This window comes from Amycolatopsis iheyensis (genome assembly GCF_024703995.1).
GTDB lineage: Bacteria > Actinomycetota > Actinomycetes > Mycobacteriales > Pseudonocardiaceae > Amycolatopsis > Amycolatopsis iheyensis.
This window is the reverse complement of the sequence record NZ_JAMXQV010000008.1, coordinates 249,894-273,025: the sequence shown is the minus strand read 5'-3', so window position 1 is coordinate 273,025 and position 23,132 is coordinate 249,894. Positions and strand designations below refer to the sequence as shown.

Here is a 23,132-nt window from a genome sequence, read left to right as displayed (position 1 = left end):
CGGGCATGTACATCGCGGCAAGCCGTACCTCGGACCTGGCGGCCGGCGAAAACCGGAAACCCGCCCTCAACCGGGTGTCCGCCAACGTGGTGGCACTCGGGATGGTCAGCCTGGTCACCGACGTCTCCTCGGAGATGGTGACCGCCGTCCTTCCGCTCTACCTGGTGCTCGGCCTCGGCCTGAACCCGCTGCAGTTCGGGCTGCTCGACGGGCTCTACGCCGGCGCCACGGCCCTCGTGCGGGTGCTCGGCGGCCACCTGGCCGACCGGTGGCGGCGGCTCAAGGCCGTCGCCGGGTTCGGGTACGGCTTGTCCGCGGTGTGCAAGCTCGGGCTGGTCGCGGCCGGCTCGTCGGTCGCGGCGATCGGTGTCGTCCTCGCCGCCGACCGCACGGGCAAAGGCGTGCGCACCGCCCCGCGCGACGCCCTGATCTCGCTGTCCAGCGAGCCCGGCACGCTCGGCCGGTCGTTCGGCGTGCACCGCGCGCTCGACACCGTCGGCGCGTTCCTCGGCCCACTGGTCGCGATGGCCGTCCTCGCGCTCAGCCTGGGCAGCTACACCAGCGTGTTCTTCACCAGCTTCTGCGTCGCGGCCATCGCCGTGCTGCTGCTCGCCCTCTTCGTCCGGGACCACCCGGGCAGCGTCGACCGCGCCGCCGTGTCACTGCGCACGGCAGCAGGCCTGCTCAAGCAGCGCGACTTCCGGCGCGTGACGCTCTGGGCCGCGCTGCTCGGCCTGGTGACGGTCGGCGACTCCTTCGTCTACCTCGCCCTGCAACGGCGCTGGGAGATCGCGGCGACGTTCTTCCCGCTGCTGCCGCTGGGCACGGCCGGGATCTACCTGGTCCTGGCCGTGCCGCTCGGCAAGCTCGCCGACCGGGTCGGGCGCTGGCCGGTGTTCCTCGGCGGGCACGTCGCGTTGTGCCTGGCACTCGTGCTGCTCTGCGGCCCGGCCTACCTGCCCTTCGCCGTGGTCGCGCTCGCCCTGCACGGCGTCTTCTACGCGGCCACCGACGGTGTCCTCATGGCCGCCGCCGGCCCGCTCATCCCGCGGGACCTCCGGGCCACCGGGATGGCCGTCGTGCAGACCGGGCAGGCCGTCGCCCGCATGCTCTCCTCCGTCCTCTTCGGACTGGCCTGGACGCTCTGGGACCTGCGGCCCGCGGTGCTCGTCGCCGCGGCCTGCCTGGCCGTCGCCGCCCTCGCCGCCGCCTTCGTGAAACCGGTGCGCCCGTGAAAAGACTCGTCCTCGCCCTCGGCGGAACCGCACTGCTGGTCGCCGCGGCCGTCGGTTACACCCTGAGCGCCCGCCACGACACCGCGGCTGCCGAACCGGCCGCCCAGCTCACGCTGAGCCCCGGTCAGCTGTTCTTCCGCGACACGGCCACCGGCCGGATCGGCGTCGTCACCCAGCAGGAACGCCGCCTCAGCGGTCTCAAGTGCGACCGGTTCGCCGTCGCGAAGCAGACTGCGGTGTGCCTGGCCGTCCGGCCGGGGACGCTGCCCGCGGTCACCGACGTCCTCGTCCTCGACGACCACCTCGCCGTCCGCCACACCGAGAAACTGCCGGGCACACCCAGCCGCGCCCGGGTCTCCCCGGACGGCAAGCGCGTCGACTGGACGCTCTTCGTGACCGGCGACTCCTACGCGCAGACAGGCTTCTCGACCCGCGCCGGACTGTACGAAGTGGACACCGGACGGCTCGTCAAGACGATCGAAGAACTGCCGGTGTTCGTCGACGACCAGCGCTACTTCGCCGCCGACGTCAACTACTGGGGCATCACCTTCGCCCCCGACGGCAATCGCTTCTACGCGACCCTCGGCAGCAAGGGCAAGACCTACCTCGTCGAAGCCGACTACAAGCGCTACCGCGGGAAGGCGATCCGGGAGAACGTCGAATGCCCGTCGCTGTCCCCGGACGCCACCCGGGTCGCCTTCAAGAAGAAGGTCGGCGACGGCGTCTGGCGGCTCTCGGTCCTCGACCTCAAGACGCTGAAGGAAACCGAGCTGGCGGAACAGCGGAGCGTCGACGACCAAGCCCTGTGGCAGGACGACCACACCGTCCTCTACGGACGGGACAACGCCGTCTGGGCGGTCCCGGCGGACGGCTCCGGCGCCCCGCGCGAACTCGTCCAGGGCGCCGCTTCGCCCGCCGTCACGGGGTGACCCCGACCGCCGCGAACAACGTCCGGACGCCGAGGTCGCGCAGCTCGTCCTGGGTGACCGTCGGCTGGTCGAGCCAGTCGAGGATGGTCGTCGCGACGAACGTCAGCCAGCCGCGCACGGCCAGCCGCGTCACCTCGGTGACCGGCGTCAGCACGCTCAGCGCGTCGAGGATGCGGGACGCGTTCGCGGCCATCCCGGCCTCGCGGATCTCCCGGATCTCGCGGTCGGCGGCCCCGGCGGCGCGGTGCACGATGCGATAGCCGTCGGGGTGCGTGCGCGCGAACTCGAGGTACACGTCGAGCCCGGCCCGCAGCTGCTCCGCCACCGGCAGCGCCGGGTCGGGCTCGCTCATCGCCAGCAGCTGGTCGCGTTGCGCGCGGACGATCGACGCGAAGAAGTCCTTCTTGGTGGGGAAGTAGTGGTACAGCAGGCCGCGTGAGACCTGCGCGATCTCGGCGACCTCCTCGATCCACACCTCGTCGTACGGCCGGTTCGCGAACAGCCCGGCCCCGATGGTCAGGAGCTGGGCGCGCCGCTGCTCGGTGCTCAGCCTCGTCCGCATCGCCCGAGCTTACTTGACACGGGTTCAGTAGCGGGGGATCGTGACCCTATTGAATGCGGGTTCAATAGGGGGTACGTCGTGGACACCAGCACGCTTCCGCACCGGCCGGGCCGGCTGCCGGTGATCGGCGACCTGATCGGTGCCAACCCGCGCACGCCGCTGCAGGACACCCTGCGCCTCGGCCGGCGCCTGGGCCCGATCTTCACGCGCAAGATCTTCGGCTTCGAGATCGTCTTCGTCGGCGGCGTCGACCTGGTCACCGAGCTGAACGACGAGACGAAGTTCGGCAAGCACGTCGGGCTGGGCATCGAGAACCTGCGCGCGGTGGCCGGCGACGGCCTGTTCACCGCGCACACCCACGAGCCGAACTGGCGGCTCGCGCACGACATCCTGCAGCCGGCCTTCTCCGCCGAGGCCATGCGCCGCTACCACCCGGTGATGCTCGACGCGGCCCGCGAGCTGACCGCGGCCTGGGACGCGGCAGCGGGCCCGGTCGACGTCGCCGCCGACATGACGCGGCTGACGCTGGAGACGATCGGCCTCGCCGGCTTCGGCTACCGGTTCGGCTCGTTCGAGCGCGCCGAGCCGCACCCGTTCGTCACGGCGATGATCCGCGCGCTGCGGTACGCGCAGCTGCAGAACGTCAAGCTCCCGTTCGTGCGACGCGCGTTCGCCGGGACGGCCGAGCAGAACCGGGCCGACATCGCGACCATGACGAACCTGGTCGACGAGGTCATCGAAGCCCGCGAGGGCTCGGAGAACCTCCTCGACCTGATGCTCACCGAAGGCCACCCGACGACGGGGGAGCGCCTGGACCCGGTCAACATCCGCAACCAGGCCATCACGTTCGTCGTCGCCGGCCACGAGACGACGTCGGGCGCGCTGTCGTTCGCGTTGTACTACCTCACACGGCACCCCGAGCTGCTGGCGAAGGCCCGCGCCGAGGTCGACGCGGTGTGGGGCGACCGCGAGCCCGACTTCGGCGACGTCGCGAAGCTGCGTTACGTGCGTCGCTGCCTCGACGAGGCGATGCGGCTCTGGCCGACCGCGCCCGGCTACTCGCGCGAAGCACGCGAAGACGTCGTGCTCGGCGGGAAGCACCGCATGCGCAAGGGGGACTGGGTGATCGTGCCGCTCCCGCTGGTGCACCGCGATCCCGCGGCCTGGCCGGACCCGGAGCGGTTCGACCCGGACCGGTTCGAGCCCGCCGCGGTGAAGAAGCGGCCGGCGCAGGCGTACAAGCCGTTCGGGACGGGCGAGCGCGCCTGCATCGGCCGCCAGTTCGCGCTGCACGAAGCCGTGCTGGCGCTCGGGATCGTGCTGCAGCGCTACGACTTCGACGTCGACCCGTCGTACGAGCTCGAGATCGTGGAGTCCTTGACGCTCAAGCCCAGCGGCTTCACCCTGCGGCCGCGGGTCCGCGCCGCGGCCACCGCGACCACGGGGTAGACCAGCTGCTCCGGGATCCGGAACCACAGCGGCACGTCCGCGGCGTGGATGTTCGCCGGGAGCAGGCAGACGAACAACGCGGCGAGGCACCACCCGGCCGCCGGACGCGTCCGGGGGAGCACCAACCCCAGCGCGCCGAGCAGCTCCAGCACGCCGGTCGCGTACACGGTCAGCGACGGGACCGGCACGAACGGCGGCACCATCGCCGTGAGGTCGTCGTGGCCGGGCATGAACCCGAGACCGCTCGGGGCGAAGTGCGCGGACGCCGTCATCACGAGCATCACCGCGAGCCCGTGCGCGGCGGCGATCCGCCACGGGAACCGCAACCGGAACAGGAGGCTCGCGACCGCGAACACGGCGAGAGTCATGTCAGCTCCAGGTCGGCGCCGTCACCCGCGACGGTCATCGATTCCAGCCGTGACACCGGGCCGGGGACGATCTCCAGCCGGGCGTCGCCCACGGTGAACACCGGTGTGGGCGGCACGCCGAGCACGCGGGCGTACCGATCCACGGTCGTGTCGAAGTCGGCGGCGGTGATGCGGACCGCCGCCAGGCGCCGGGCGCCGTTCGGGTGCTCGACGGCGCGCGTGTGCTCCCGCGTCAGGTGCTGGGCGACGCCGATGTACCCCTCCGGCGTCGAGCGCGGGTCGAGGTGCACGGCCCGCGCGCGCAGTGTGCCGCCGTCCTCGACGTCGCGTTCGAGGTCGAGGACACCCGAAGTGGGGATGCCGTCGAAGGAGAGCGCCGCGGCGTCGGGTGTTGCGAAGTTGAGGATCCGGAAGCCGGTGCCCATTTCCCGCGCGTGCCAGGGATCCGGTGCGGTGTCGTCGACGATGCCGAGCAGCTCGATGTAGGCGTTCTCGAAGTAGACGCACTGGTTCGCGGTGCAGCTCGGCACGGGCGGCTCGCCGGGTGCGGTGCTCAGCAGGTGCCGGGAGCGCGGGCTCACGGTGAACCCGAGCCCGGCGTAGCGCGCGGCCAGGCCGTCGAGGTCGCGGGTCACGATCCCCGTGTGGTGAAAGCCGGTGATGGTCATGGGCCGAGCTTCGCCCGGGCTCCCGTGCGGAAGCCTGCCGCCGGAGCGGCCACGCCGGAATCCGGCGCGCACCTATCCTGGCCGGGTGGATTCCGTCAGCCTGGACGCGCTCGACCGGCAGCTGCTGCACGCGCTGCAGCTGGACGCGCGGGTGCCATTCAGCCGGGTCGCGGCCGTCCTCGACGTCTCGGACCGCACGCTCGCCCGCCGCTTCACGCGTCTTCGCAAAGCCGGTGCCGTGCGGGTCAGCGCGGTGCCCCACGGCCGCTCGGACTGGCTCGTGCGGCTGCGTGTCCTCCCGCACGGCGCCGCGGCGCTCGCGGCGGTCCTGGCCGAGCGCGTGGACACCGCGTGGGTGACACGCCTGTCCGGCGACACCGAGCTCGCCTGCCTGCTGCGCACGTCCGCGCCGCTGGCCGAGCTGAGCCGGCACCCGCACGTCACCGACGTCCGCGCCCAGCAGATCCTGCGGTCCCTGATGGACGGCTGGTGGCCGGGCCGGACGTCCGCGCTGACCGCCGAGCAGATCGCCGCCCTGCGGGAGCCCGCCGCCGAGCCGGCGCCGGTCGAGCCGACGGACCTGGACCGGCGGTTGCTCCCGGCCCTGGCCGCCGACGGCCGGGCGGCCTTCGCCGACCTCGCGGGCCGCGTCGGCTGGTCCGAGTCGGCGGTGCGGCGGCGGCTGGACGAGCTGCGCCGCGCGGGCCGGTTGCGGTTCCACGTCGAGGTCGACCCGGCGTTGTACGGGTACCCGACCCAGTGCCTGGCCTGGCTCGCCGTGGCTCCGGCGCGGGTCACGGCCGTCGCCGAGGCCCTCGCCGCCGACGACGAGACCGCGCACGTCGCCGCGACGACCGGCAGCCACAACCTCGTGGCCGTCTTGGTCTGCCGGACCCCGGACGACCTCTACGCCTACGTCACCGAACGGATCGGCGCGGTGCCCGGCGTCGACCGCCTCGAGACGGCGACGGTCAGCGCGTACACCAAGCGGTTCGCCCCGGCTCAGGACCGCAGGTAGCGGACCTGCCCGGGCTTCTCGCGGTCGTACGCGTCACGACCCGCCAGGTGCTCCGGCACCCCGACCTCCCACCAGGCGCCCGCTTCCGTCCACGCCGACGGCTGTGTCCTCACCACGACGACCGCGGGCCGCCGCTCGGCCACCGCCGCCGCGCGCGCGTCGGCATACGCCGTGCGCAGTGCGTCCACAGTGGACACTTCGAAGACCAGGCAGCCCAGGGATTCGGCGTGACGCGCGAAGTCGACTCGGGGCGGCGAAGCGTGCGAAGTCGTGCAGTCGGCGTAGAAGTTGTTGAACGGCTTGCCACCCTGCCCCTGCTGGAGCCGCGCGATCACCGCGTAGCCGTCGTTGTCGCACACCACCGCGACGAACGGGTGCCCCGCGAAGGCCGCCGAGAACAGCTCCGAGTTCAGCATCAGGTACGAGCCGTCGCCCAGCAGCGTCGTGACGAGACCCGGGTGCGCGATCGCCGCGCCCCACGCACCCGAAAGCTCGTAACCCATGCACGAGAAGCCGTACTCGACGTCCATCGACACCGAGCCGGACCCGCGCCAGCCGCCGATCAGCTCACCCGGCAGCCCGCCGGACGCCGTCATGACGTAGTCGTCCGCCGCCGACAGGTCGTTCACCACGCCCACGACCTGCGCGTACGACGGGACGGCGCCCGCGGCCGAGCGCAGCGAGTCGACGTGCTCGTCCCACTTCGCCCGTTCGGCCGCGGCCCGCGCGGTCCACGACGGGTCGACGCGCCAGCTCTCCAGCTGGGCCGCGAGGTCCGTCAGGCCCGCGTCGGCGTCGCCGACGACCGGCAGCGCGCCGTGCTTCACCGCGTCGAACCGGGCCGCGTTGAGCGTGACCAGGCGGACGTCGGGGGAGAAGACCGTCCACGACGCCGTGGTGAAGTCCTGCAGCCGCGTCCCGATCGCGAGGACGACGTCCGCCTCGGCCGCGAGGACGTTCGCCGACGTCGAGCCGGTGATCCCCAGCGGACCCGCGTGCAGTTCGTGGGCGTGCGCAACCAGCGTCCGGCCCGCGGTCGTCTCGACCAGGGGAATCCCGTGGCGCTGCGCGAAGTCCAGCGCGCGCCGGCCCGCGCCGGAGTACCGGACGCCGCCGCCGAGCACCAGCAGCGGCCGTTTCGCCGCACGCAGCACGCCGGCCGCTTCGGTGACCGAACGCCGATCGGGGCGCGGGCGCGGCGGCCGGTGCGTCACCGGCTCGAACAGGGCGTCCGGGAAGTCGTACGTCTCCGCCTGGACGTCCTGCGGCAGCGCGAGGACCACCGGGCCGGCGTCGGCCGGGTCCGTGAGCACCCGCGCGACCTGCGGCAACGTCGAGAGCAGCTGCTCGGGCCGGGTGATCCGGTCGAAGTACCGGGACACCGCGCGGAAGGCGTCGTTGACCGTCGCGGTCGCGTCGCCGAAGGGCTCGATCTGCTGCAGCACGGGATCCGGCGCGCGGCTGGTGAACGTGTCGCCCGGCAGCAACAGCACCGGCAGCCGGTTCGCGTGCGCGACCCCGGCCGCGGTGACCATGTTGAGCGCGCCGGGCCCGATCGACGACGTCACCACGCCGACCTGCCGCCGGTGCGTCGCCTTCGCGTAGCCGACCGCCGCGAGCGCCATGCCCTGCTCGGTGTGCCCGCGCCAGACGGGGAGCTCGCCGCGGTGTTCTTCGAGCGCCGTGCCGAGCCCGAGGACGTTGCCGTGCCCGAAGATCGCGAAGACGCCGGGGAAGAGCGGGACTTCGCGCCCGTCCAGGGTTTCCGAGCGCTGCGCGAGAATCCAGCGGACGAGCGCCTGCGCGGTTGTCAGCTTCACTGCACACGTCCTTCGTGGCTCGTCACGGGGCAGCGCGGATCGAGGTCCTGCGAAGCCCAGGTGTCGCGGATCCAGCCGTGCGCGGGGTCGTCGCAGAACGCCATCGAGCGTTCGCCGGCCGGCCCGGCCAGGACGTTCAGGTAGTACATCGGGTAGCCGGGCGCGGCCACGCACGGACCGTGGTAGCCGCACGGGATCAGGAAGACGTCGTGGTCGCGCACGGCGACGTCCTCGTTCAGCTCGCCGTCGGCGGTGTAGGTCCGGTGCAGGCCGAAGCCCTCGCGTGCCGGGGTCACGCCGTCGCGGCCGGCGATCCGGAAGTAGTAGATCTCCTCGTTGACGACCTCGCACTCGCTCGCCTCGTCGTGCTTGTGCGGCGGGTACGACGACCAGTTGCCGCCCGGCGTGATCAGCTCGCACGCGTTCAGCTTGTCGGCGTGGTCCCACACCCCCGGCACGCCGAAGTTGGTCACCTGCCGCGTGGCCTGCCCGGCGCCGCGCACCTCCACCGGGACGTCCTCGGCCGGGCCGTACTTCGCGTCGAGGCGTCGCGTGCAGCGCGCCATCGGCAGCGCGACTTCCAGACCGTCCTCTGTCGACAACTCGACCTCGGCGTCACGCGGCACGTAGGCGAAGTCCGTCACGCGCGTGAAGACCGACTCCCGGCCCCGCAGCTCGAAGACCTGCCCGTCGACCCGGACGGTCGCGGACCCGGCCAGGGGCAGCACGAACGCCTCGAACTCGCCGGTGTGCAGGACCCGGACCTCGCCCGGGGCCAGGGAAAGCACCCGTAGCCCGGTGTAGGTCCAGCCCGCGCTGTCCGGGGTCAGCCGGACCGGGTCGGCGTCGTCGGACAGCGTCCCGAATGGACGGTGCAGCTTGCTCACTTCGCGGCCTCCAGTACCTTCGCGGCGGCTTCGACGGCGGAGCCGACGTCGCCATCGGGCGGGTAGAGCAGGGTGCGGCCGACGACCAGCCCGCGCACGACGTCGTGGCGCAGCGTCCGGCCCCAGGAGGCCAGGTCGGCGGCCGGGTCGCCGGAGGGCACGCCGCCGAGGACGACCACCGGCAGCGTCGTCGCGCCGAGGACTTCGGGGGCGTCGGTGGACGGCAGCTTCAGCCAGGTGTGCGCCGACGTCGTGCCGAGCCCGGACGCCACCGTGACCGCTCGCGCCAGCGACGCGGGGTCCTTCTGCAGCACCAGTTTCCCGCTCGCTCGGGTGTAGGGCAGCGGCTCGACCATCGCCACCAGCCCGTACGCCGCCAGTTCGGTGACGGCGTCGGCGCAGGCCTGCAGCGTCGGGATGGTGCCGGGGTCGGAGTCGACGAGCCGCAGGAGCATCTTGCCGCCGTCGAGGCCGCAGTCGACGAGCGTGCGGGCGTCGTAGCCGGTGAACCGGTCGTCGATTTCCCAGTCGGCGCCGGCGAGGCCGCCGCGGTTCATGGAGCCGAACACGACCTTGTCGTGCAGCGCTCCGAGCAGGAGGAGCTCCTCGACGACGTCGGGGGTGCCGAGGATGCCGTCGACGGCCGGGTTGGCCAGGGCGACGAGCAGCCGTTCGAGGAGGGTGCGCCGGTCGGCCATGGCCAGCGGGTCTTCGCCGACACTCAGGGCGCCGCGGGCCGGGTGGTCGGCCGCGACGAGGAACAGCGTGCCCCGGTCGGAGAGGAGGTGGGAGCGTCTCTTGCGCGTCGCGTACGCCTGGCGGATCGCGCCCGGGTCGGTGGCGCGGGTGTGCAGGAGCTCGCGCCAGCGTTCGTCGCTCAGTGCAGCCGTCACAGCAGCTCCTCGATCTCCTCGGCGGTCGGCATGGCGTCGGCGCAGGCCAGCCGGGACGCCACCAGCGCGCCGGCCGCGTTCGCGTACTCGGCGATCCGCACCGGGTCCCAGCCGGACAGCAACCCGTGGATCAACGCGCCGCCGAAGCCGTCGCCGGCGCCGAGGCCGCAGACGACCTCGACGCGTTGGGGCGGCACGGTCCAGCGACCCTCGGGCGTGGCCACGAGCACGCCTTCCGCGCCCTTCTTGATGACCGCGAGCCGCAGCCCCCGCTCGAGCATCCGGTCGGCGGCGGTGTCCGGGTCCGCGGTGCCGACGGCGACCTCCACCTCGGTGCGGTTGCCGACCGCGACCGTGACGTGGTCGAGCATCGCGCCGATCTCCGCACGGGCCTCCGCCACCGACGGCCAGAACATCGGCCGGTAGTCCAGGTCCAGCACGGTGTGCTCGCGGCGGTTCCGGGCTTCGAGGATCTTCCGCTGGGTCGTCCGGGCGGGGTCGGTGGACACGCCCGTGCCGGTGACCCACAGCAGCGGCACCGACTCGACGACGTCCCACGGCACGTCCTCATCGGTGAGCGTGAGGTCCGGGGCGATGGGGGAGCGGTAGAACAGCAGCGGCGGGTCCGCGGGCGGGTTCAGCTCGCAGAACACCACCGGCGTCTGGAGATCCGGCGAGGTGCCCACGTGCGCCGGGGACACCCCGAAGCCTTCGAGGGCCTGCCGGACGTAGTCGCCGAAGCCATCCGGCCCGACCTTGGTCAGCACCGCCGTGCGCCGGCCGAGCCGTGCGGCGGCGACCGCGACGTTGGTCGCGGTCCCGCCGAGCGACTTGGCGAACGTGCTGACGCCGGCCAAGGGCACGCCGCTCTGCTCCGGGTAGAGGTCGACACCGACCCGGCCGATCGTCAACGCCTGGAGCGTCACGCCTTCTCCACCTGCCGCAGTTCGTGTTCAAGGGCCTCGAGTTCCGCACCGCCCGCCATCTGCCGGGTCAGCTCGTTGATGTCGATGTCCTTCTTCTCGTACGACCCGAGCGGCGCACCCCGCTTCAGCAGCAGGAACCGGTCGGCGACGGGGTAGGCGTGGTGCGGGTTGTGCGTGATCAGCACGACGCCCAGCCCGCGGTCCCGGGCCTGCGCGACGTACTTGAGCACCACCCCGGCCTGCTTGACGCCGAGCGCGGCCGTCGGCTCGTCGAGGATCAGCACCTTCGCGCCGAAGTACACCGCCCGCGCGATCGCCACGCACTGGCGTTCCCCACCCGAGAGCGTCCCGACCGGCTGTTCGACGTCGCGCAGGTCGATGCCCATGTCGGACAGCGCCTGCTTGGTCGTCTCCCGGCCCTTGCGCCGGTCGAGCATCTTGAACGGGCCGAACCCGGTCGTCGGCTCGGAGCCGAGGAAGAAGTTCCGCCAGACGCTCATCAGCGGCACCACCGCGAGATCCTGGTACACCGTCGCGATGCCGCGATCCAGGGCCTCGCGCGGGGAAGCGAACCGCACGGGCTCGCCCTCCACGAGGAACTCGCCGCGGTCGTGCTGGTGCACGCCGGCCAGGATCTTGATCAGCGTGGACTTCCCGGCGCCGTTGTCGCCGAGCACGCAGGTGACCTCGCCCGCGTTGACCACAGTGGACACATCGCGCAGCGCGATCACGCTGCCGTAGGTCTTCCCGATGTCGCGTACTTCGAGCAAGGTCATCGACGAACCCTTTCCGCGCGGCGCCGGAACGCGTTGTTCACGAGGACGGCGGCCAGCAGCATGATGCCGAGGAACAGCATGAACCAGTCGCTGTTCCACTGCGCGAACACGATGCCCTGGCGCGCCATGCCGAAGATCAGCGCGCCGATCGCCGCGCCCACCGCCGAGCCGAACCCGCCGGTGAGCAGGCAGCCGCCGATCACCGCCGCGATGATGTACTGGAACTCCAGCCCGATGCCCTGGTTCGCCTGGACGCTGGCGAAGCGCAGGATGTTGATCGAGCCGACCAGCCACGCGCCGAGCGCGGTGCCCATGAACAGCAGGATCTTCGTGCGCACCACCGGCACGCCGACCGAGCGGGCCGACACCTGCGACCCGCCGACCGCGAAGATCCAGTTGCCGAACCGGGTCCGCACGAGCAGCCAGGCGGCGATCGCGGTGACGACGACCCACCACACGATCGACGACTGGAACTCCGTGCCGCCGATGGTGAACGTGGACGCGAACAGGCCGCCGGCCGACTCGTAGCCGCTGGTCGAGCGCATGCCCGAGACCTGGACGGTGTTGGTGACCCAGCGCGTCACGCCGAGGTTGAGGCCCTGCAGTGCCAGGAACGACCCCAGCGTGACGATGAAGCTGGGCAGCCCGGTCTTCATCACCAGCCAGCCGTTGAACGCGCCGACGCCGAGCGCGAAGGCCAGCGAGACCAGCAGCGCGAACCAGACGTTCCAGCCCGCCTGCGTCGCCAGGATCGCCGTGACCAGCGACGTCGACGCCGTCATCACGCCGGCCGAGAGGTCGAACTCGCCGCCGACCATGAGCAGCGCGACCACCACGGCCATGATGCCCAGCGTCGAGGAGTCGTCCAGCCAGGTCGCCACGCCCAGCGGGCTGAGGAACTGGCCGGTGACCACCGAGAAGAAGAGGAACACGAGCACGGCGCCCAGCAGCGCGCCGATCTCGGGCCGGACCACCAGCCGGTCGGTCAGGCTCTTCTTCCCGACGCGCTCGTCGGGATGTGCCTGCAGGGCCGCCGTCATCAGCGAGTGCCTCGCTGCGCGTACGGGGCCACGGTGTCGATGTTGGTCTTGTCGACGAAGCCGGGGCCGGTCTGCACCGGCTTGCCGCCGCCGATGGTGTTGCCGTTTTCCTTGTACAGCTTGAGGAACACGATCGGCAGGTAACCCTGCTCGTACTGCTGCTGGTCGACCGCGAAGAGGATGGTGCCGGCCTTGATGGCCGCGACGACGTCGGCGTTCAGGTCGAACGTCGCCACCTGCGCCTTCGAGCTCGCCTCCTTGGCCGCGTCGACCGCGCGGGCCGCGACCTGCGAGTTCAGCGCCAGCACCGCGTCGATCGACGGGTCGGACTGCAGCGCGCCGCGGATCCGGGCCTGCGCGTCGGTCGGGTTGGAGATGTCGACCTGCAGCGTGGAGACGTTGCCGAAGGTCTGCTTCGCGCCGTCACAGCGCTGGTTCTGGCCGATGTTGCCGGCCTCGTGGATGACGCACAGCAGCTTCGTCTTGCCCGCCGCCTTCAGCCGCTGGCCGGCGCCCTGGCCCGCGAGGCCCTCGCTCTGCCCGACGTGCGCGATCGCGCCGAACGCCGCGCTGGAGTCCTCACCCGAGTTGATGGTGACGACCGGGATGCCCGCCTTGACCGCGTTCTGGATCGACGTCTGCAGGGCCTGGGGGTTCGCCATCGAGACGACCAGGCCGCCGACCTTCTGCGCGACGGCGTTGTCGATCAGCCGGGCCTGGTTGCCGGGGTCTCCGTCGGCGAAGTAGTCGACGCCGATGTTCAGGTCCTTGCCCGCCTGTTCGGCGCCGTTCTTGACGACGTTCCAGAAGGCGTCACCGGAGGTGCCGTGGGTGACCACGGCGACCTTGAACGGGCCGCCGGTGCTCGGTGCGGCCGCGGCCGTCGAGCTGCTGCTGGTCGAGTTGTCGGCGCTCGGGCCGCTGCAGGCGGCCAGGACCAGGCCGGCGGCGGCGATCGCCGCCACTCCCGCCATCTTCTTGACAGAGAACACAGTCACTCCTTTGGGACCGGATTACAGGGAGTCGATGATCGTCGTGAGGTGGGCGAGGCTGCGCTCGGTGTCGCGACGGGGTACGTCGTCGGGGCTCGAGTCGCCGAGGGCGGTGTCCTGTTCGAGGACGTACCAGCCGTCGTAGCCGGCCGCCTGGACGGAGCGCACCATCGACGCCACGTCCACGTCGCCCTCGCCGAGCGCGGTGTAGATGCCCCGCCCGACCGCGTCGGTGTAGGCGAGCCGGCCGTCGCGGACCTCCGCCGCCAGGTCTTCTCGGACGTCCTTCAGATGCACGTGCCCCACCCGTTCGGGATACCGCTGCGCCAGCTCGACCGGATCCGTCCCGCCGATCATCAGGTGCCCGGTGTCGAGGCACAAGCCGAGATCGGAATCGGCGAGGAAGCGCTCGACCTCGGCCCGCTGCTCCACGTGCGTCCCGACGTGCGGGTGCAGCACGGTGCGCAGGCCATGGGCGGCCGCGATGTCGCGGATCTTGCCCGCGGTGTCGACGAGCGCCGCCCACTCGGCTTCGGTGAGCTTCGGCCGTTCGTCGTAGCCGTCGAGGCCGGTCGCGGCGGCGAGCACGAGGACTTCGCCCCCGCACGCGGCGAACAACGCGGCCGACTCTTCGGCCTCCTTCAGCGCGTTCCGCTGGTTTTCGTGCAGCACCACGGCGAGGAAGCCGCCGACGAGCTTCAGGTCGTACCCGCCGAGCAGCTCCCGCAACGCGGCCGGTTCGCGGGGGAGGTAGCCGGGCGGGCCGAGTTCGGTCGCCTGGACGCCGAGGGCCGCCATCTCGCCGAGCACGGTCGCCGCGTCCAGCACCCGGCCCCAGCCGGGGACTTCGCAGACGCCCCACGAGATCGGCGCAGCGGCTACTCGGATCGTCGCTGTCACAAGGGCCTCCGTTGGTCCGTTGGAGCGCTCTATTGATTAGAGCGCTCTAATCTTGTAGCGTCCGTCACAGCAAGTCAAGGCTCAGTTTTCGGTGCTCAGTGGAGGTGGCCGGTGCGTCCGACCATGGAGGACGTCGCCGCGCGGGCGGGCGTTTCCCGCGCGCTGGTCTCCCTGGTGATGCGGAATTCGCCGAAGGTCTCCGACGCCCGGCGCGCGGCCGTCCTGCGCGCGGCGGAGGAGCTGGGCTACCAGCCGCACGTCATGGCGCGGTCGCTGGCGAGCCGGACGTCCACCGTGCTCGGCGTGATGGTCAACGACCTGCGCAACGCCTTCTTCGCCGACATCGTCGAGGAGCTGGACAGCGCCGCGCAGGCGGCGGGCTTCGACCTGATCCTCAACACGGGCGGGCGCAGTCCCACGCGTGAGTGGAACGCACTGCACAACCTCCTGTCCTTCCGCCCGGCGGGGATCATCCTGCTGTCGCCGGTCGTGCCGGCCGCGTCGATCCAGGTCGCGGCCCGGCAGTGCCCGGTCGTGCTGGTCTCGCGCACCATCCGGGCGGCCACGGTGGACACGGTGAACGACGACGGCGAGGCGGGTTCCGCGCTGGCCGTCGACCACCTGGTGGGCCTCGGGCACCGGCGCATCGCGCACCTCGACGGCGGCGGCGCGGCCGGGGCGGCGCAGCGGCGGCGCGGCTTCGAAGCCGCGGTGCGCGCGCACGGTCTCGAGCCGATCGTGGTGCGCAGCGAGCACACCGACATCGGGGGCGAGAACGCCGTGCGGGAGCTGCTCGCCGAGTACTCGCGCCCGGAGCTGCCGACGGGGCTGGTCGCGGGCAACGACTTCAACGCGGTGGGCGCGATTTCGGCGCTCGAAGAGGCCGGGCTGCGCGTGCCCGAGGACGTGTCGGTGGTCGGCTACGACAACACGTCGCTGGCGGCGCTGCGGCACCTCTCCTTGACCACGGTGGACCAGCCGCGCAAGGACATGGCGCGGCTGGCCTTCTCCGCGTTGCTCGAACGCGTTCACGGGGAGCGCACGGAGCCGGTCCGGCACCTGCTGCACCCGTCCTTGGTGGTCCGGGCGACCACCGCCGAGTTTTCCGTGACAGGAGGAGCGACACGATGAGGTTGGGACTGGCGGGCGCCGGCCGGATCGGCACCGCGCACGCGGAGACGCTGAAGGGCTTCGAGGAGGTCGAGTCGGTCGTGGTGGCCGACGTCGACGCCGCGCGGGCCCGGTCGGCCGCCGCGAAGCTGGGCGTGGCGGCGGCTCCCCTCGGTGAGCTGTTCACGGCGGGGCTCGACGGCGTGGTCGTCACGGCGGCGACCGACGCGCACCCGGGCCTGATCATCGCGGCGGTCGATGCCGGGATCCCGGTGTTCTGCGAAAAGCCGGTGGCCGCGGACATCCCGGGCACGCTGGCGGTGATCGACCGGATCAGCGCGTCGGACGTCCAGGTGCAGATCGGCTTCCAGCGCCGGTTCGACGCGGGCTACGCGGCGGCGCGGGCGGCGGTGGCCTCCGGTGAGCTGGGCTGGCTGCACACGCTGCGCGCGACGACGTTCGACCCGGCGCCGCCGCCGGCGGAGTACGTGGCGCACTCGGGCGGGTTGTTCCGCGACTGCGGCGTGCACGACTTCGACATCGTCCGCTGGGTGAGCGGCCGCGAGATCGACGAGGTCTACGCGATCGGCGCCAACCGCGGCGAGCGGTTCTTCGCGGACGCGGGCGACGTCGACACGGCGGCGGCGACCCTCACCCTGAACGACGGAACGCTGGCCACGGTGTCGCTGACCCGCTACAACGGCGCGGGCTACGACGTGCGGCTGGAAGCGCTGGGCTCGGTGTCGGGCGTCGTGGTCGGCCTGGACGACCGGGCGCCGCTGCGGTCGGTGGAGCCCGGGGTGGCCCCGCTGCCGGGGCCGGCGTACCCGGGCTTCATGGAGCGCTTCCGGCCGGCGTACACGACGGAGCTGCGCGCGTTCCTGGACGTGGTGGCGGGCCGGGCGCCTTCCCCCTGCGTCGCGGCCGACGCGCTCGAAGCGTTCTACATCGCGGAGGCCTGCGAGATTTCGCGGCGCGAGCGCCGTCCGGTCCGCCTGACGGAGGTCCGCCGCTGAGACTCCCGTGATCAGGCCCGTAACTCGCGTGATCGGGGCCGTGAGTCGCGAGTTCCGGCTCTGATCACGTGAGTTACGGGCGGAGGAGCTTGCGGACCGTGCGGTCCACCAGGGTCACGGCCTTCGGTGGGGGAGTGCGGCCGGCCGACAGGTAGCGGTGGACCACCGCGCGGGGGATTTCGACCAGGGCCAGGACGACGTCTTCGTCCGTGCAGCCGGTCAGCGGCGGGAGGGTGCGCGTGGCGTGCTTGAGCACGCCGCGCAGCTCTGCTTCGTCCTTGGCCACGGCTTCCGCGGCTTCCGGTGACCAGTCGGCCGGGCCGAAGGCGTGCTTGCCGGCGTCGCAGACGCGGGCGCCTTCGGGGTGCTTGCGCGACCAGTGGACGACGCTGGTCGCGGCGGCCACGGCGGCGTCGACCGTCGCCGCGTCACCGAGGGCGTCGGTGAATGTGTCCTGGAAGTCGCGGACCGTGCGGCGCCACAGCTCGGCCAGCAACGCCGGACGGTCCGGGAACCGGTGGTAGATCGAGCCGTTCGGCGCGCCCGCGGCCTTCGCCGTCGCGGCCATCGTGACCGCGCGGGCGCCGCCTCCGGCGAACAACGTCGTCGCGGCGGCGAGGAACTGCGCTGTGGTGTGCGTCGCGGGGCGGCCCATGTAGTAGAGATTATGCTCTAATACGTTCTGGAGGACAGTCTCCAGAACGGGAGGGCTCACCCATGGTCCGCAACGTGCACACCCGGCGGTTCCCCGGCGCTTCGGCGCACCTCATCCCCCTGCTGGACACGCTCGGCACCCCGGGCGACCGGCTGTGGCCGGTGGCGGGCTGGCCGCCGACCCGCCTCGACGGCCCCCGCGTCCCGGGGACGACAGCGGGCCACGGCCCGGTCCGGTACGTGCTCGAAGAAGCAGCGCCCGACCGGCTCCGGTTCCGCTTCACGGCGCCCCGGGGCGTCGAAGGCCACCACGAGTTCACCGTCGACGGCGACGCGCTGACCCACGTCCTGGCCGCGAGCCTCCACGGGCCGGCCCGCCTGACCTGGCCGTTGTTCTTCCGCCCGATGCACGACGCGCTCCTGGAGGACCTGCTGGACCGGGCCGAGCATGCGGTGACCGGAGGGGTCGCACCCCCGGCCCGCTGGTCGCCCTACGTCCGGTTCCTGCGCGCGCTCATCCGAGCTTCCGCACCGTCGAAGTCCCGGCGGACAGCGGCTCGCCGTCCTGGCTGACCGCGCGCAGCTCGGGTAGCTCCCGGCCCTGGTCGTCGACGAGCACCGAGTGCGGCTCGGCCGCGGCGAACGCGTGGCGCTCACCCCACTGGCGCAGGGCGACGATCGTCGTGAAGAGGTCCTCGCCGGCTTCGGTCAGCCGGTAGGTGTGCCGGCGGGCGTCGTCGGGGACGGTCGTCCGGTCCAGGACGCCGTGCTCGACGAGCTTGCGCAGCCGGTCGGTGAGGATGTTGCGGGCGATGCCCAGCTCCTGGTGCAGCTCGGTGAACGTGGTGGGCCCGCTCATCGCGTCGCGGATGATCAGCAGGCTCCAGCGGTCGCCGACGAGGTCGACGGTCCGGGCGACCGGGCAGGCCGGGTCGGTCCAGGTGGCCACGAGCTCCTCCAAGATGAGTTGCACTTTGAAACCAGTATGCCTTAACCTCGGATGAGTTGCATTTCGAAACTCATCGGAGGGTGGCATGACGCAGCGGGTCGTGCTCGCGCTGATCTGCGCGGTGGCGGTGTCGGCCGTCTACGGCATCCAGCCGGTCCTCGAGCTCGCGGGCCGGGATCTGGGGCTGGGCGGCGGTTCGCTGGGGTGGCTGGTCGCGGCCGGTCAGCTCGGCTACCTCGCCGGGCTCCTGCTGCTGGTCCCGCTCGGCGACCGGGTCGACCGCCGCCGGCTGATCACGCTGCACCTGCTGCTCACCGCGGCCGGCGCGGCGCTGGTCGCCGTCGCGCCCGGTGGCGGTCTGGCGATCGCGGGCCTGGCGCTGGTCGGCTTGTTCGCCGTGGTCGTCCAGATCACGGTGGCCTACGCCGCCGACGTCGCCCCGCCCGGCGAGCGCGGCCGCACCATCGGCGTGGTCACCTCGGGCGTGGTCGCCGGGATCCTCGGCGTGCGCGTGGTCGCGGGCGCGTTGGGTGAGTTCGCGAGCTGGCGCGTGGTGTACCTCGTCATCGCCGGGCTGTGCGTGGTGCTCGCGTTCACCGCCCACCGCACCCTGGCCGCCGACGTCCGCCGCCCGCGGACCCGGCGCCGCCCGGACCGGCTGCTGCTGCGCCGGGGTCTGGTCGCGTTCTTCCTGTTCGCGTCCTTCGGGACGCTGTGGAGCGGGCTGGCCCTCCCGCTCGGCGACGCGCCCTGGCACCTCGGCACGACCGAGATCGGCTGGTTCGGCCTCGCCGGCCTGGCCGGCGCGCTGGGCGCGTCGCGGGCGGGCCGCTGGGCCGACCGCGGCCTGGCCGTGCCGGTCACCCGCTGGTCGTTGGCCCTGCTCACGGCGTCGTGGCTGCTGATCGGCCAGGCGACTTCCTCGCTGTGGCTGCTGATCGCCGGGATCGTCGTGCTGGACTTCGCGGTGCAGACGGTGCACGTCAGCAGCCAGCACCTGCTCACGACCGCGCACCCGGACCGCAGCAGCAGCGTGATCGGCACGTACATGGCGTTCTACTCACTGGGGTCCGCGCTCGGCGCGGTGACGACCACGTGGGCCTACAGCGCCGCGGGCTGGCCGGCCGTCTGCCTGCTCGGGGCCGGCTATGCGGCGCTGGGGCTCGTGGTCGCGGCCCGCTAGCGCTCGCCGGTGACGCGCCAGTGCTCGACGATCCGGCCCTCGCGCAGCCGCTCGATCTGCATCTGCCTGGCGGGTTCCGGGCCGAAGCCGTGGACCAGCAGGTGTGCGGCCACGAAGTCGCCGTCCGCCAGCAGGTGGACTTCCTCGAAACGCAGGTCCGGCGCCTGCCGCCGCAGGTCCGCGACGATCGGCTTCAAACCCTCGGGGCCGGGTGGGAGGTCGGGCAGGCTCGGGTTGTGGTTGACGTAGCCGGGGTCGATCAGCTCGTCGAACGCGGCGACGTCGCCTCGGTTGAAGGCGTCGAGGTAGCGGCGGACGACGTCGGTGTTGGTCATGCGGCCAGGCAACCAGCGCCCGAGCGGGAACAGAAATACGGCATTTATGCTGAACCCGTATGAATGGGTTCGAGGCTTTCGTCGCGGTCGCCGACGAGCTGCACTTCGGCCGCGCCGCCGACCGGCTGGGGGTCACCCAGCCGACGTTGTCGCGCGCGGTCGCCGGGCTCGAGCGCACGCTCGGCGTGCCGCTGTTCGACCGCACCACCCGCCGCGTCGCCCTCACTCCCGAAGGCGAGGCGATGCTGCCGGACGCCCGCACCGCCGTCGACGCCGCCCGAGCCGCACGGCGGCGGGCCCGGCGGGCCGGGTCGCTGGCCGTGGTGTCCAAACCGGACGGTGACGGCGGGCTGCTGCCGGGCATCCTCGCGGCCCTGGCCGAGCCCGCGGCGCTGCTGTTCGCGACCACGGGCGACGAGGCCGCGCACATGCTCCGCGACGGCCGCGGTGACGTCGCGCTCGTGGCCGCGCCCTTCGATCGGACCGGGCTGGACGTCGAGCAGGTCCGGGCCGAGCCACGCGTGGCCGCCCAGCCGAGCGGCGGGGAAGCCAGGACGCTGCGGGAGGTCCTCGCCCAGCCGGCGGTGACCTGGCCCGGAGTCGACGCGCGCCTCGACGCCTATTACCGCGGGAGAGATCGGGAGCCCGCCGACGCACCGCCCGCGAAGCACGGGCCGCCGGCGAAGGACCTTGCCGAAGCGCTGCGGCTCGTCGAACTCGGCCAGGCCGTGACGTTCCTGCCGGAGTCCGTCGCCCGGCGTTATCCGCGTGCGGGGATTGCTTACCGGCGCTTCGAGGGACTCAGCGATGCGCGGCTGCAGGTCGCTTGGCCGGCGACGTCCCGATCACCGCTGGTGGCGGCCTTCGTGCGCGCGGCGCTCGGCCAGTAGCGGCAAGATCTCCGCGCGCACGTACTCCAGCGCGTCCCGCGAAGGCAGGATGTGCGGCCCCTGCACCCAAATCACCCCGTGCCGCACCGCCGCGGCCGTGACGCGCTCGCGCAGTGGCCCCACCACCCCCGCGCCCAGCACCAGCGCGTCCACGACACCGAGCCGGGACAGCGCCGCCTCCTCCGAAGCGACGCCGTCCGCGGCGAGACCCGCCGCGGACAGCGCCGCCGTCACCCTCGAGACCGTGGCCGGGTTGCGGCCGAACAGGAGCACCTTCATGCTCCCGAGCCTCACACCTCAAGGGCACTCGAGGTCAAGACAGCTCGAGCGTGGGGGAGTACATGTCGATCCAGTGGTACAGGTCGAGCAGCCGGTCCAGGCCGATGCGCATCGACGGCTCCATGGTCGCCGAGTCCACTTCGGACGCCCGGTGCGCCCAGGCGCGGTCGACCAGGTCGAACACCTGGTGGCCCGGCTCGGCCAGCACCTCCTTGACCTGCTGCTGCAGCGCCGCCGCGTAACCCGGGTCCTGCGTCGAGGGGTACGGGCTCTTCACGCGGTCGCGCACCGAGTCCGGCAGCACGTGCTTGGTCGCGTGGCGCAGGAGGCTCTTCTCCCGGCCGTCGAACGTCTTCAGCGACCACGGCGTGTTGTAGACGTACTCGACCAGCCGGTGGTCGCAGAACGGCACGCGGACCTCCAGGCCCACCGCCATCGACGCGCGGTCCTTGCGGTCGAGCAGCATCCGCACGAACCGGGTCAGGTGCAGGTTGCAGATCGTGCGCATCCGCGCCTCGCGCTCGGACTCGCCGTCGAGGTGCTCGACCCCCGCGACCGCGGTCCGGTACTGGTCCGCGATGTAGGACTGGACGTCGAGGTTCTTCACCAGCTCCGGCGTGTAGAGCGACGAGCGCTCGTCCATCATCGAGTTCCGGAACGCCAGCCACGGGAACGTGTCCGCGTTGACCGCGTCCTCGTTGTGGAACCAGCGGTAGCCGCCGAACACCTCGTCGGCCGACTCACCCGACAGCGCCACCGTCGATTCGCCGCGGATCGCCTTGAACAGCAGGTACAGCGACGTGTCCATGTCGCCGAGGCCGGCCGGGATGTCGCGGGCCCGCAGGACCGCGCGCCGCACCTCGGGATCGGTCAGCTCGCCCGGGTTCAGCACGACGTCCTGGTGTGCCGAGCCCACCAGGGAAGCAACATCACGTACGAACGGCGAGTCCGCGGTGTCGCGCATCTCGTCCGGCTTGAAGTTCTCTTCCTGGCCGAAGAAGTCGACCGAGAACGTGCGCAGCTGCTCGCCCTGCTCGGCCAGCCGCGCGGCGGCGAGCCCGGTGACGGCGCTCGAGTCGAGCCCGCCCGAGAGCAGCACGCACCGCGGGACGTCCGCGACGAGCTGGCGGTGCACGATGTCGGTCATCAGCTCGCGGACGCGGGCGACCGTGGTCTCCTGGTCGTCGGTGTGCTGCTTCGCGTCGAGCTTCCAGTAGGTGCGGGTCCTGATGCCTTCGCGGGACACCGTGACGAGCGTGCCCGGCTCGACCTCGCGCATGTCCTTCCACAGCGACCAGCCCGGCCGCTTGGTGAAGCCGGCCAGCTCGCGGAAGCCGTCGAGGTCGACGACCTTCTTCGCGATCGGGTTCGCCAGGATGGCCTTCGGCTCGGAGCCGAACAGCACGCCGTCGGGGGTCGGGTAGTAGTAGAACGGCTTGATGCCCATCCGGTCGCGGATCATCACGAGCTTGTCGTCGCGCTCGTCCCAGATCGCGAAGGCGTACATGCCGTTGAGGTGGTCGACGACCTCGTCGCCCCACTGCAGGTAGCCGTGCAGCACGACCTCGGTGTCGCTGTCGGTCTCCCACTGGTGGCCGAGCTTCGTCAGCTCTTCCTTCAGCTCGGTGAAGTTGTAGGCCTCACCGCTGTAGACCATCGCGACGTCGCCGTTCGGCGTGTGCACCGACATCGGCTGCCGGCCGCCGGGCAGGTCGATGATGGCCAGCCGCCGGTGGCCGAGCGCGACGTGCCGACGCACCCAGGTGCCTTCGTCGTCCGGGCCGCGGCAGGACATGGTCGCGGTCATCGCGTCGACGACGTCCGGTCGGCGGGTGAGGTCGGCGTCGTAGGAAACCCAGCCGGCGATACCGCACATAGGTGATCCCCTCTCCCAAAGATTTGCTTAGCCGATACAACTATCGGTAACACAGGTGTAACACGGGCTGTAGATCTTGTCTGCCCGAATTGCACGTTCCGCACTTGTTCGGTTACGCGTTGTGTCGCGTGTCACTAACCAACTGCAAGCAGTGACAACGGGGCAAACGTTTGCGTGACGGCCGCCACCGGCCATAAAGACGGCGTAAATGGGTGTCAGGAACGCATCAAGGCGCCGTCAGCCGCAGGTCGCGACGGGGTCCCGCAGCCGCACAGTGAGCGTGTCCGGTCACCGAACCCGGTGACCCGTCTTGAGAGGTGCCTGTGGCCGACTTGCTCTACGCCGTCCTGCTGATCGGCGTGTTCGTGGTGCTCGCG

24 protein-coding genes and 1 pseudogene are annotated in these 23,132 nt (G+C 72.0%); 9 read left to right on the top strand and 16 right to left on the bottom strand.

Annotated features, from left to right (window positions below; genetic code table 11):
* The first annotated feature begins 5 nt into the window (after positions 1–5).
* Both M8542_RS17990 and M8542_RS17985 read left to right on the top strand, forming a co-directional pair.
* Positions 6–1,235, top strand: coding sequence for an MFS transporter (locus M8542_RS17990; protein WP_257921326.1), 1,230 nt, complete (start codon positions 6–8; stop codon positions 1,233–1,235).
* On the top strand, positions 1,232–2,164 hold the full coding sequence (locus tag M8542_RS17985; RefSeq protein ID WP_257921325.1) for a hypothetical protein: 933 nt from the start codon (positions 1,232–1,234) through the stop codon (positions 2,162–2,164). The genes M8542_RS17990 and M8542_RS17985 overlap by 4 nt, the downstream gene beginning before the upstream one ends.
* On the opposite strand, the gene M8542_RS17980 is transcribed toward M8542_RS17985, so the two are convergent.
* On the bottom strand, positions 2,154–2,726 hold the full coding sequence (locus M8542_RS17980) for a TetR/AcrR family transcriptional regulator (protein WP_257921324.1): 573 nt from the start codon (positions 2,724–2,726) through the stop codon (positions 2,154–2,156). The two genes, M8542_RS17985 and M8542_RS17980, sit on opposite strands and share 11 nt — an antisense overlap.
* Positions 2,727–2,804: 78 nt before the next feature.
* On the opposite strand from M8542_RS17980, the gene M8542_RS17975 reads away from it, so the two are divergent.
* Positions 2,805–4,175, top strand: coding sequence for a cytochrome P450 (locus M8542_RS17975; protein WP_257921323.1), 1,371 nt, complete (start codon positions 2,805–2,807; stop codon positions 4,173–4,175).
* A gap of 47 nt (positions 4,176–4,222) precedes the next feature.
* Here M8542_RS17975 and M8542_RS50800 read toward each other — a convergent pair.
* Both M8542_RS50800 and M8542_RS17970 read right to left on the bottom strand, forming a co-directional pair.
* Positions 4,223–4,456 (bottom strand): annotated as a pseudogene (locus tag M8542_RS50800) (DoxX family protein); the annotation flags it as partial.
* An 83-nt stretch (positions 4,457–4,539) separates the two neighbouring features.
* Complete coding sequence (locus M8542_RS17970; protein WP_257921322.1) at positions 4,540–5,211, bottom strand: VOC family protein; 672 nt, start codon at positions 5,209–5,211, stop codon at positions 4,540–4,542.
* Positions 5,212–5,296: 85 nt separating this feature from the next.
* On the opposite strand from M8542_RS17970, the gene M8542_RS17965 reads away from it, so the two are divergent.
* Entirely contained in the window at positions 5,297–6,229 is a 933-nt protein-coding gene (locus M8542_RS17965; protein WP_257921321.1) for an Lrp/AsnC family transcriptional regulator, read from the top strand.
* Here M8542_RS17965 and iolD read toward each other — a convergent pair.
* From iolD to M8542_RS17925, 8 genes are read right to left on the bottom strand one after another with little or no spacing between them, the layout of a single operon-like run.
* On the bottom strand, positions 6,214–8,049 hold the full coding sequence (gene iolD / locus M8542_RS17960; protein ID WP_257921320.1) for a 3D-(3,5/4)-trihydroxycyclohexane-1,2-dione acylhydrolase (decyclizing): 1,836 nt from the start codon (positions 8,047–8,049) through the stop codon (positions 6,214–6,216). The genes M8542_RS17965 and iolD overlap by 16 nt on opposite strands.
* Positions 8,046–8,936: a 5-deoxy-glucuronate isomerase gene (gene iolB, locus M8542_RS17955; protein WP_257921319.1), complete on the bottom strand. Its 891-nt coding sequence runs from the start codon at positions 8,934–8,936 to the stop codon at positions 8,046–8,048. The genes iolD and iolB overlap by 4 nt, the downstream gene beginning before the upstream one ends.
* Positions 8,933–9,829, bottom strand: a complete 897-nt coding sequence (locus tag M8542_RS17950) for a Cgl0159 family (beta/alpha)8-fold protein (RefSeq protein ID WP_257921318.1) — start codon at positions 9,827–9,829, stop codon at positions 8,933–8,935. The genes iolB and M8542_RS17950 overlap by 4 nt, the downstream gene beginning before the upstream one ends.
* A complete protein-coding gene (gene iolC / locus M8542_RS17945; RefSeq protein ID WP_257921317.1) occupies positions 9,826–10,755 on the bottom strand; it encodes a 5-dehydro-2-deoxygluconokinase in 930 nt (309 codons plus the stop codon). The genes M8542_RS17950 and iolC overlap by 4 nt, the downstream gene beginning before the upstream one ends.
* The gene (locus tag M8542_RS17940) at positions 10,752–11,531 is read right to left on the bottom strand and encodes an ATP-binding cassette domain-containing protein (RefSeq protein ID WP_257921316.1); all 780 of its coding nucleotides are present in this window, start codon (positions 11,529–11,531) and stop codon (positions 10,752–10,754) included. The genes iolC and M8542_RS17940 overlap by 4 nt, the downstream gene beginning before the upstream one ends.
* Positions 11,528–12,571, bottom strand: coding sequence for an ABC transporter permease (locus tag M8542_RS17935; protein ID WP_257921315.1), 1,044 nt, complete (start codon positions 12,569–12,571; stop codon positions 11,528–11,530). Before M8542_RS17935 ends, M8542_RS17940 begins: the two co-directional genes overlap by 4 nt.
* Positions 12,571–13,545 (bottom strand): sugar ABC transporter substrate-binding protein, encoded by a 975-nt coding sequence (locus tag M8542_RS17930; RefSeq protein WP_276586690.1) that lies wholly within the window; start codon positions 13,543–13,545, stop codon positions 12,571–12,573. Before M8542_RS17930 ends, M8542_RS17935 begins: the two co-directional genes overlap by 1 nt.
* Before the next feature lie 39 nt (positions 13,546–13,584).
* Positions 13,585–14,463 (bottom strand): TIM barrel protein, encoded by an 879-nt coding sequence (locus M8542_RS17925; protein WP_257921313.1) that lies wholly within the window; start codon positions 14,461–14,463, stop codon positions 13,585–13,587.
* Positions 14,464–14,586: 123 nt separating this feature from the next.
* Between M8542_RS17925 and M8542_RS17920 the strand changes: the two genes are divergently transcribed.
* A complete protein-coding gene (locus tag M8542_RS17920) occupies positions 14,587–15,594 on the top strand; it encodes a LacI family DNA-binding transcriptional regulator (protein ID WP_257921479.1) in 1,008 nt (335 codons plus the stop codon).
* Positions 15,591–16,589 (top strand): Gfo/Idh/MocA family protein, encoded by a 999-nt coding sequence (locus tag M8542_RS17915; RefSeq protein WP_257921312.1) that lies wholly within the window; start codon positions 15,591–15,593, stop codon positions 16,587–16,589. Before M8542_RS17920 ends, M8542_RS17915 begins: the two co-directional genes overlap by 4 nt.
* Positions 16,590–16,662: 73 nt before the next feature.
* On the opposite strand, the gene M8542_RS17910 is transcribed toward M8542_RS17915, so the two are convergent.
* Positions 16,663–17,244, bottom strand: coding sequence for a TetR/AcrR family transcriptional regulator (locus M8542_RS17910; RefSeq protein ID WP_257921311.1), 582 nt, complete (start codon positions 17,242–17,244; stop codon positions 16,663–16,665).
* 62 nt (positions 17,245–17,306) lie between these two features.
* On the opposite strand from M8542_RS17910, the gene M8542_RS17905 reads away from it, so the two are divergent.
* Complete coding sequence (locus M8542_RS17905; protein WP_257921310.1) at positions 17,307–17,816, top strand: SRPBCC family protein; 510 nt, start codon at positions 17,307–17,309, stop codon at positions 17,814–17,816.
* On the opposite strand, the gene M8542_RS17900 is transcribed toward M8542_RS17905, so the two are convergent.
* Positions 17,758–18,216: a winged helix-turn-helix transcriptional regulator gene (locus M8542_RS17900; protein ID WP_257921309.1), complete on the bottom strand. Its 459-nt coding sequence runs from the start codon at positions 18,214–18,216 to the stop codon at positions 17,758–17,760. The two genes, M8542_RS17905 and M8542_RS17900, sit on opposite strands and share 59 nt — an antisense overlap.
* Before the next feature lie 61 nt (positions 18,217–18,277).
* Here M8542_RS17900 and M8542_RS17895 point away from each other — a divergent pair, with 61 nt between their 5' ends.
* Entirely contained in the window at positions 18,278–19,375 is a 1,098-nt protein-coding gene (locus tag M8542_RS17895; protein ID WP_257921308.1) for an MFS transporter, read from the top strand.
* Here the strand turns inward: M8542_RS17895 and M8542_RS17890 are convergent.
* The gene (locus M8542_RS17890) at positions 19,372–19,710 is read right to left on the bottom strand and encodes a nuclear transport factor 2 family protein (protein WP_257921307.1); all 339 of its coding nucleotides are present in this window, start codon (positions 19,708–19,710) and stop codon (positions 19,372–19,374) included. The genes M8542_RS17895 and M8542_RS17890 overlap by 4 nt on opposite strands.
* Positions 19,711–19,769: 59 nt before the next feature.
* On the opposite strand from M8542_RS17890, the gene M8542_RS17885 reads away from it, so the two are divergent.
* The gene (locus M8542_RS17885) at positions 19,770–20,600 is read left to right on the top strand and encodes a LysR family transcriptional regulator (RefSeq protein ID WP_257921306.1); all 831 of its coding nucleotides are present in this window, start codon (positions 19,770–19,772) and stop codon (positions 20,598–20,600) included.
* Here the strand turns inward: M8542_RS17885 and M8542_RS17880 are convergent.
* The gene (locus M8542_RS17880) at positions 20,556–20,879 is read right to left on the bottom strand and encodes a hypothetical protein (RefSeq protein ID WP_257921305.1); all 324 of its coding nucleotides are present in this window, start codon (positions 20,877–20,879) and stop codon (positions 20,556–20,558) included. The two genes, M8542_RS17885 and M8542_RS17880, sit on opposite strands and share 45 nt — an antisense overlap.
* A 34-nt stretch (positions 20,880–20,913) precedes the next feature.
* Entirely contained in the window at positions 20,914–22,755 is a 1,842-nt protein-coding gene (gene asnB / locus M8542_RS17875) for an asparagine synthase (glutamine-hydrolyzing) (RefSeq protein WP_257921304.1), read from the bottom strand.
* Between the last annotated feature and the right edge of the window lie 377 nt (positions 22,756–23,132).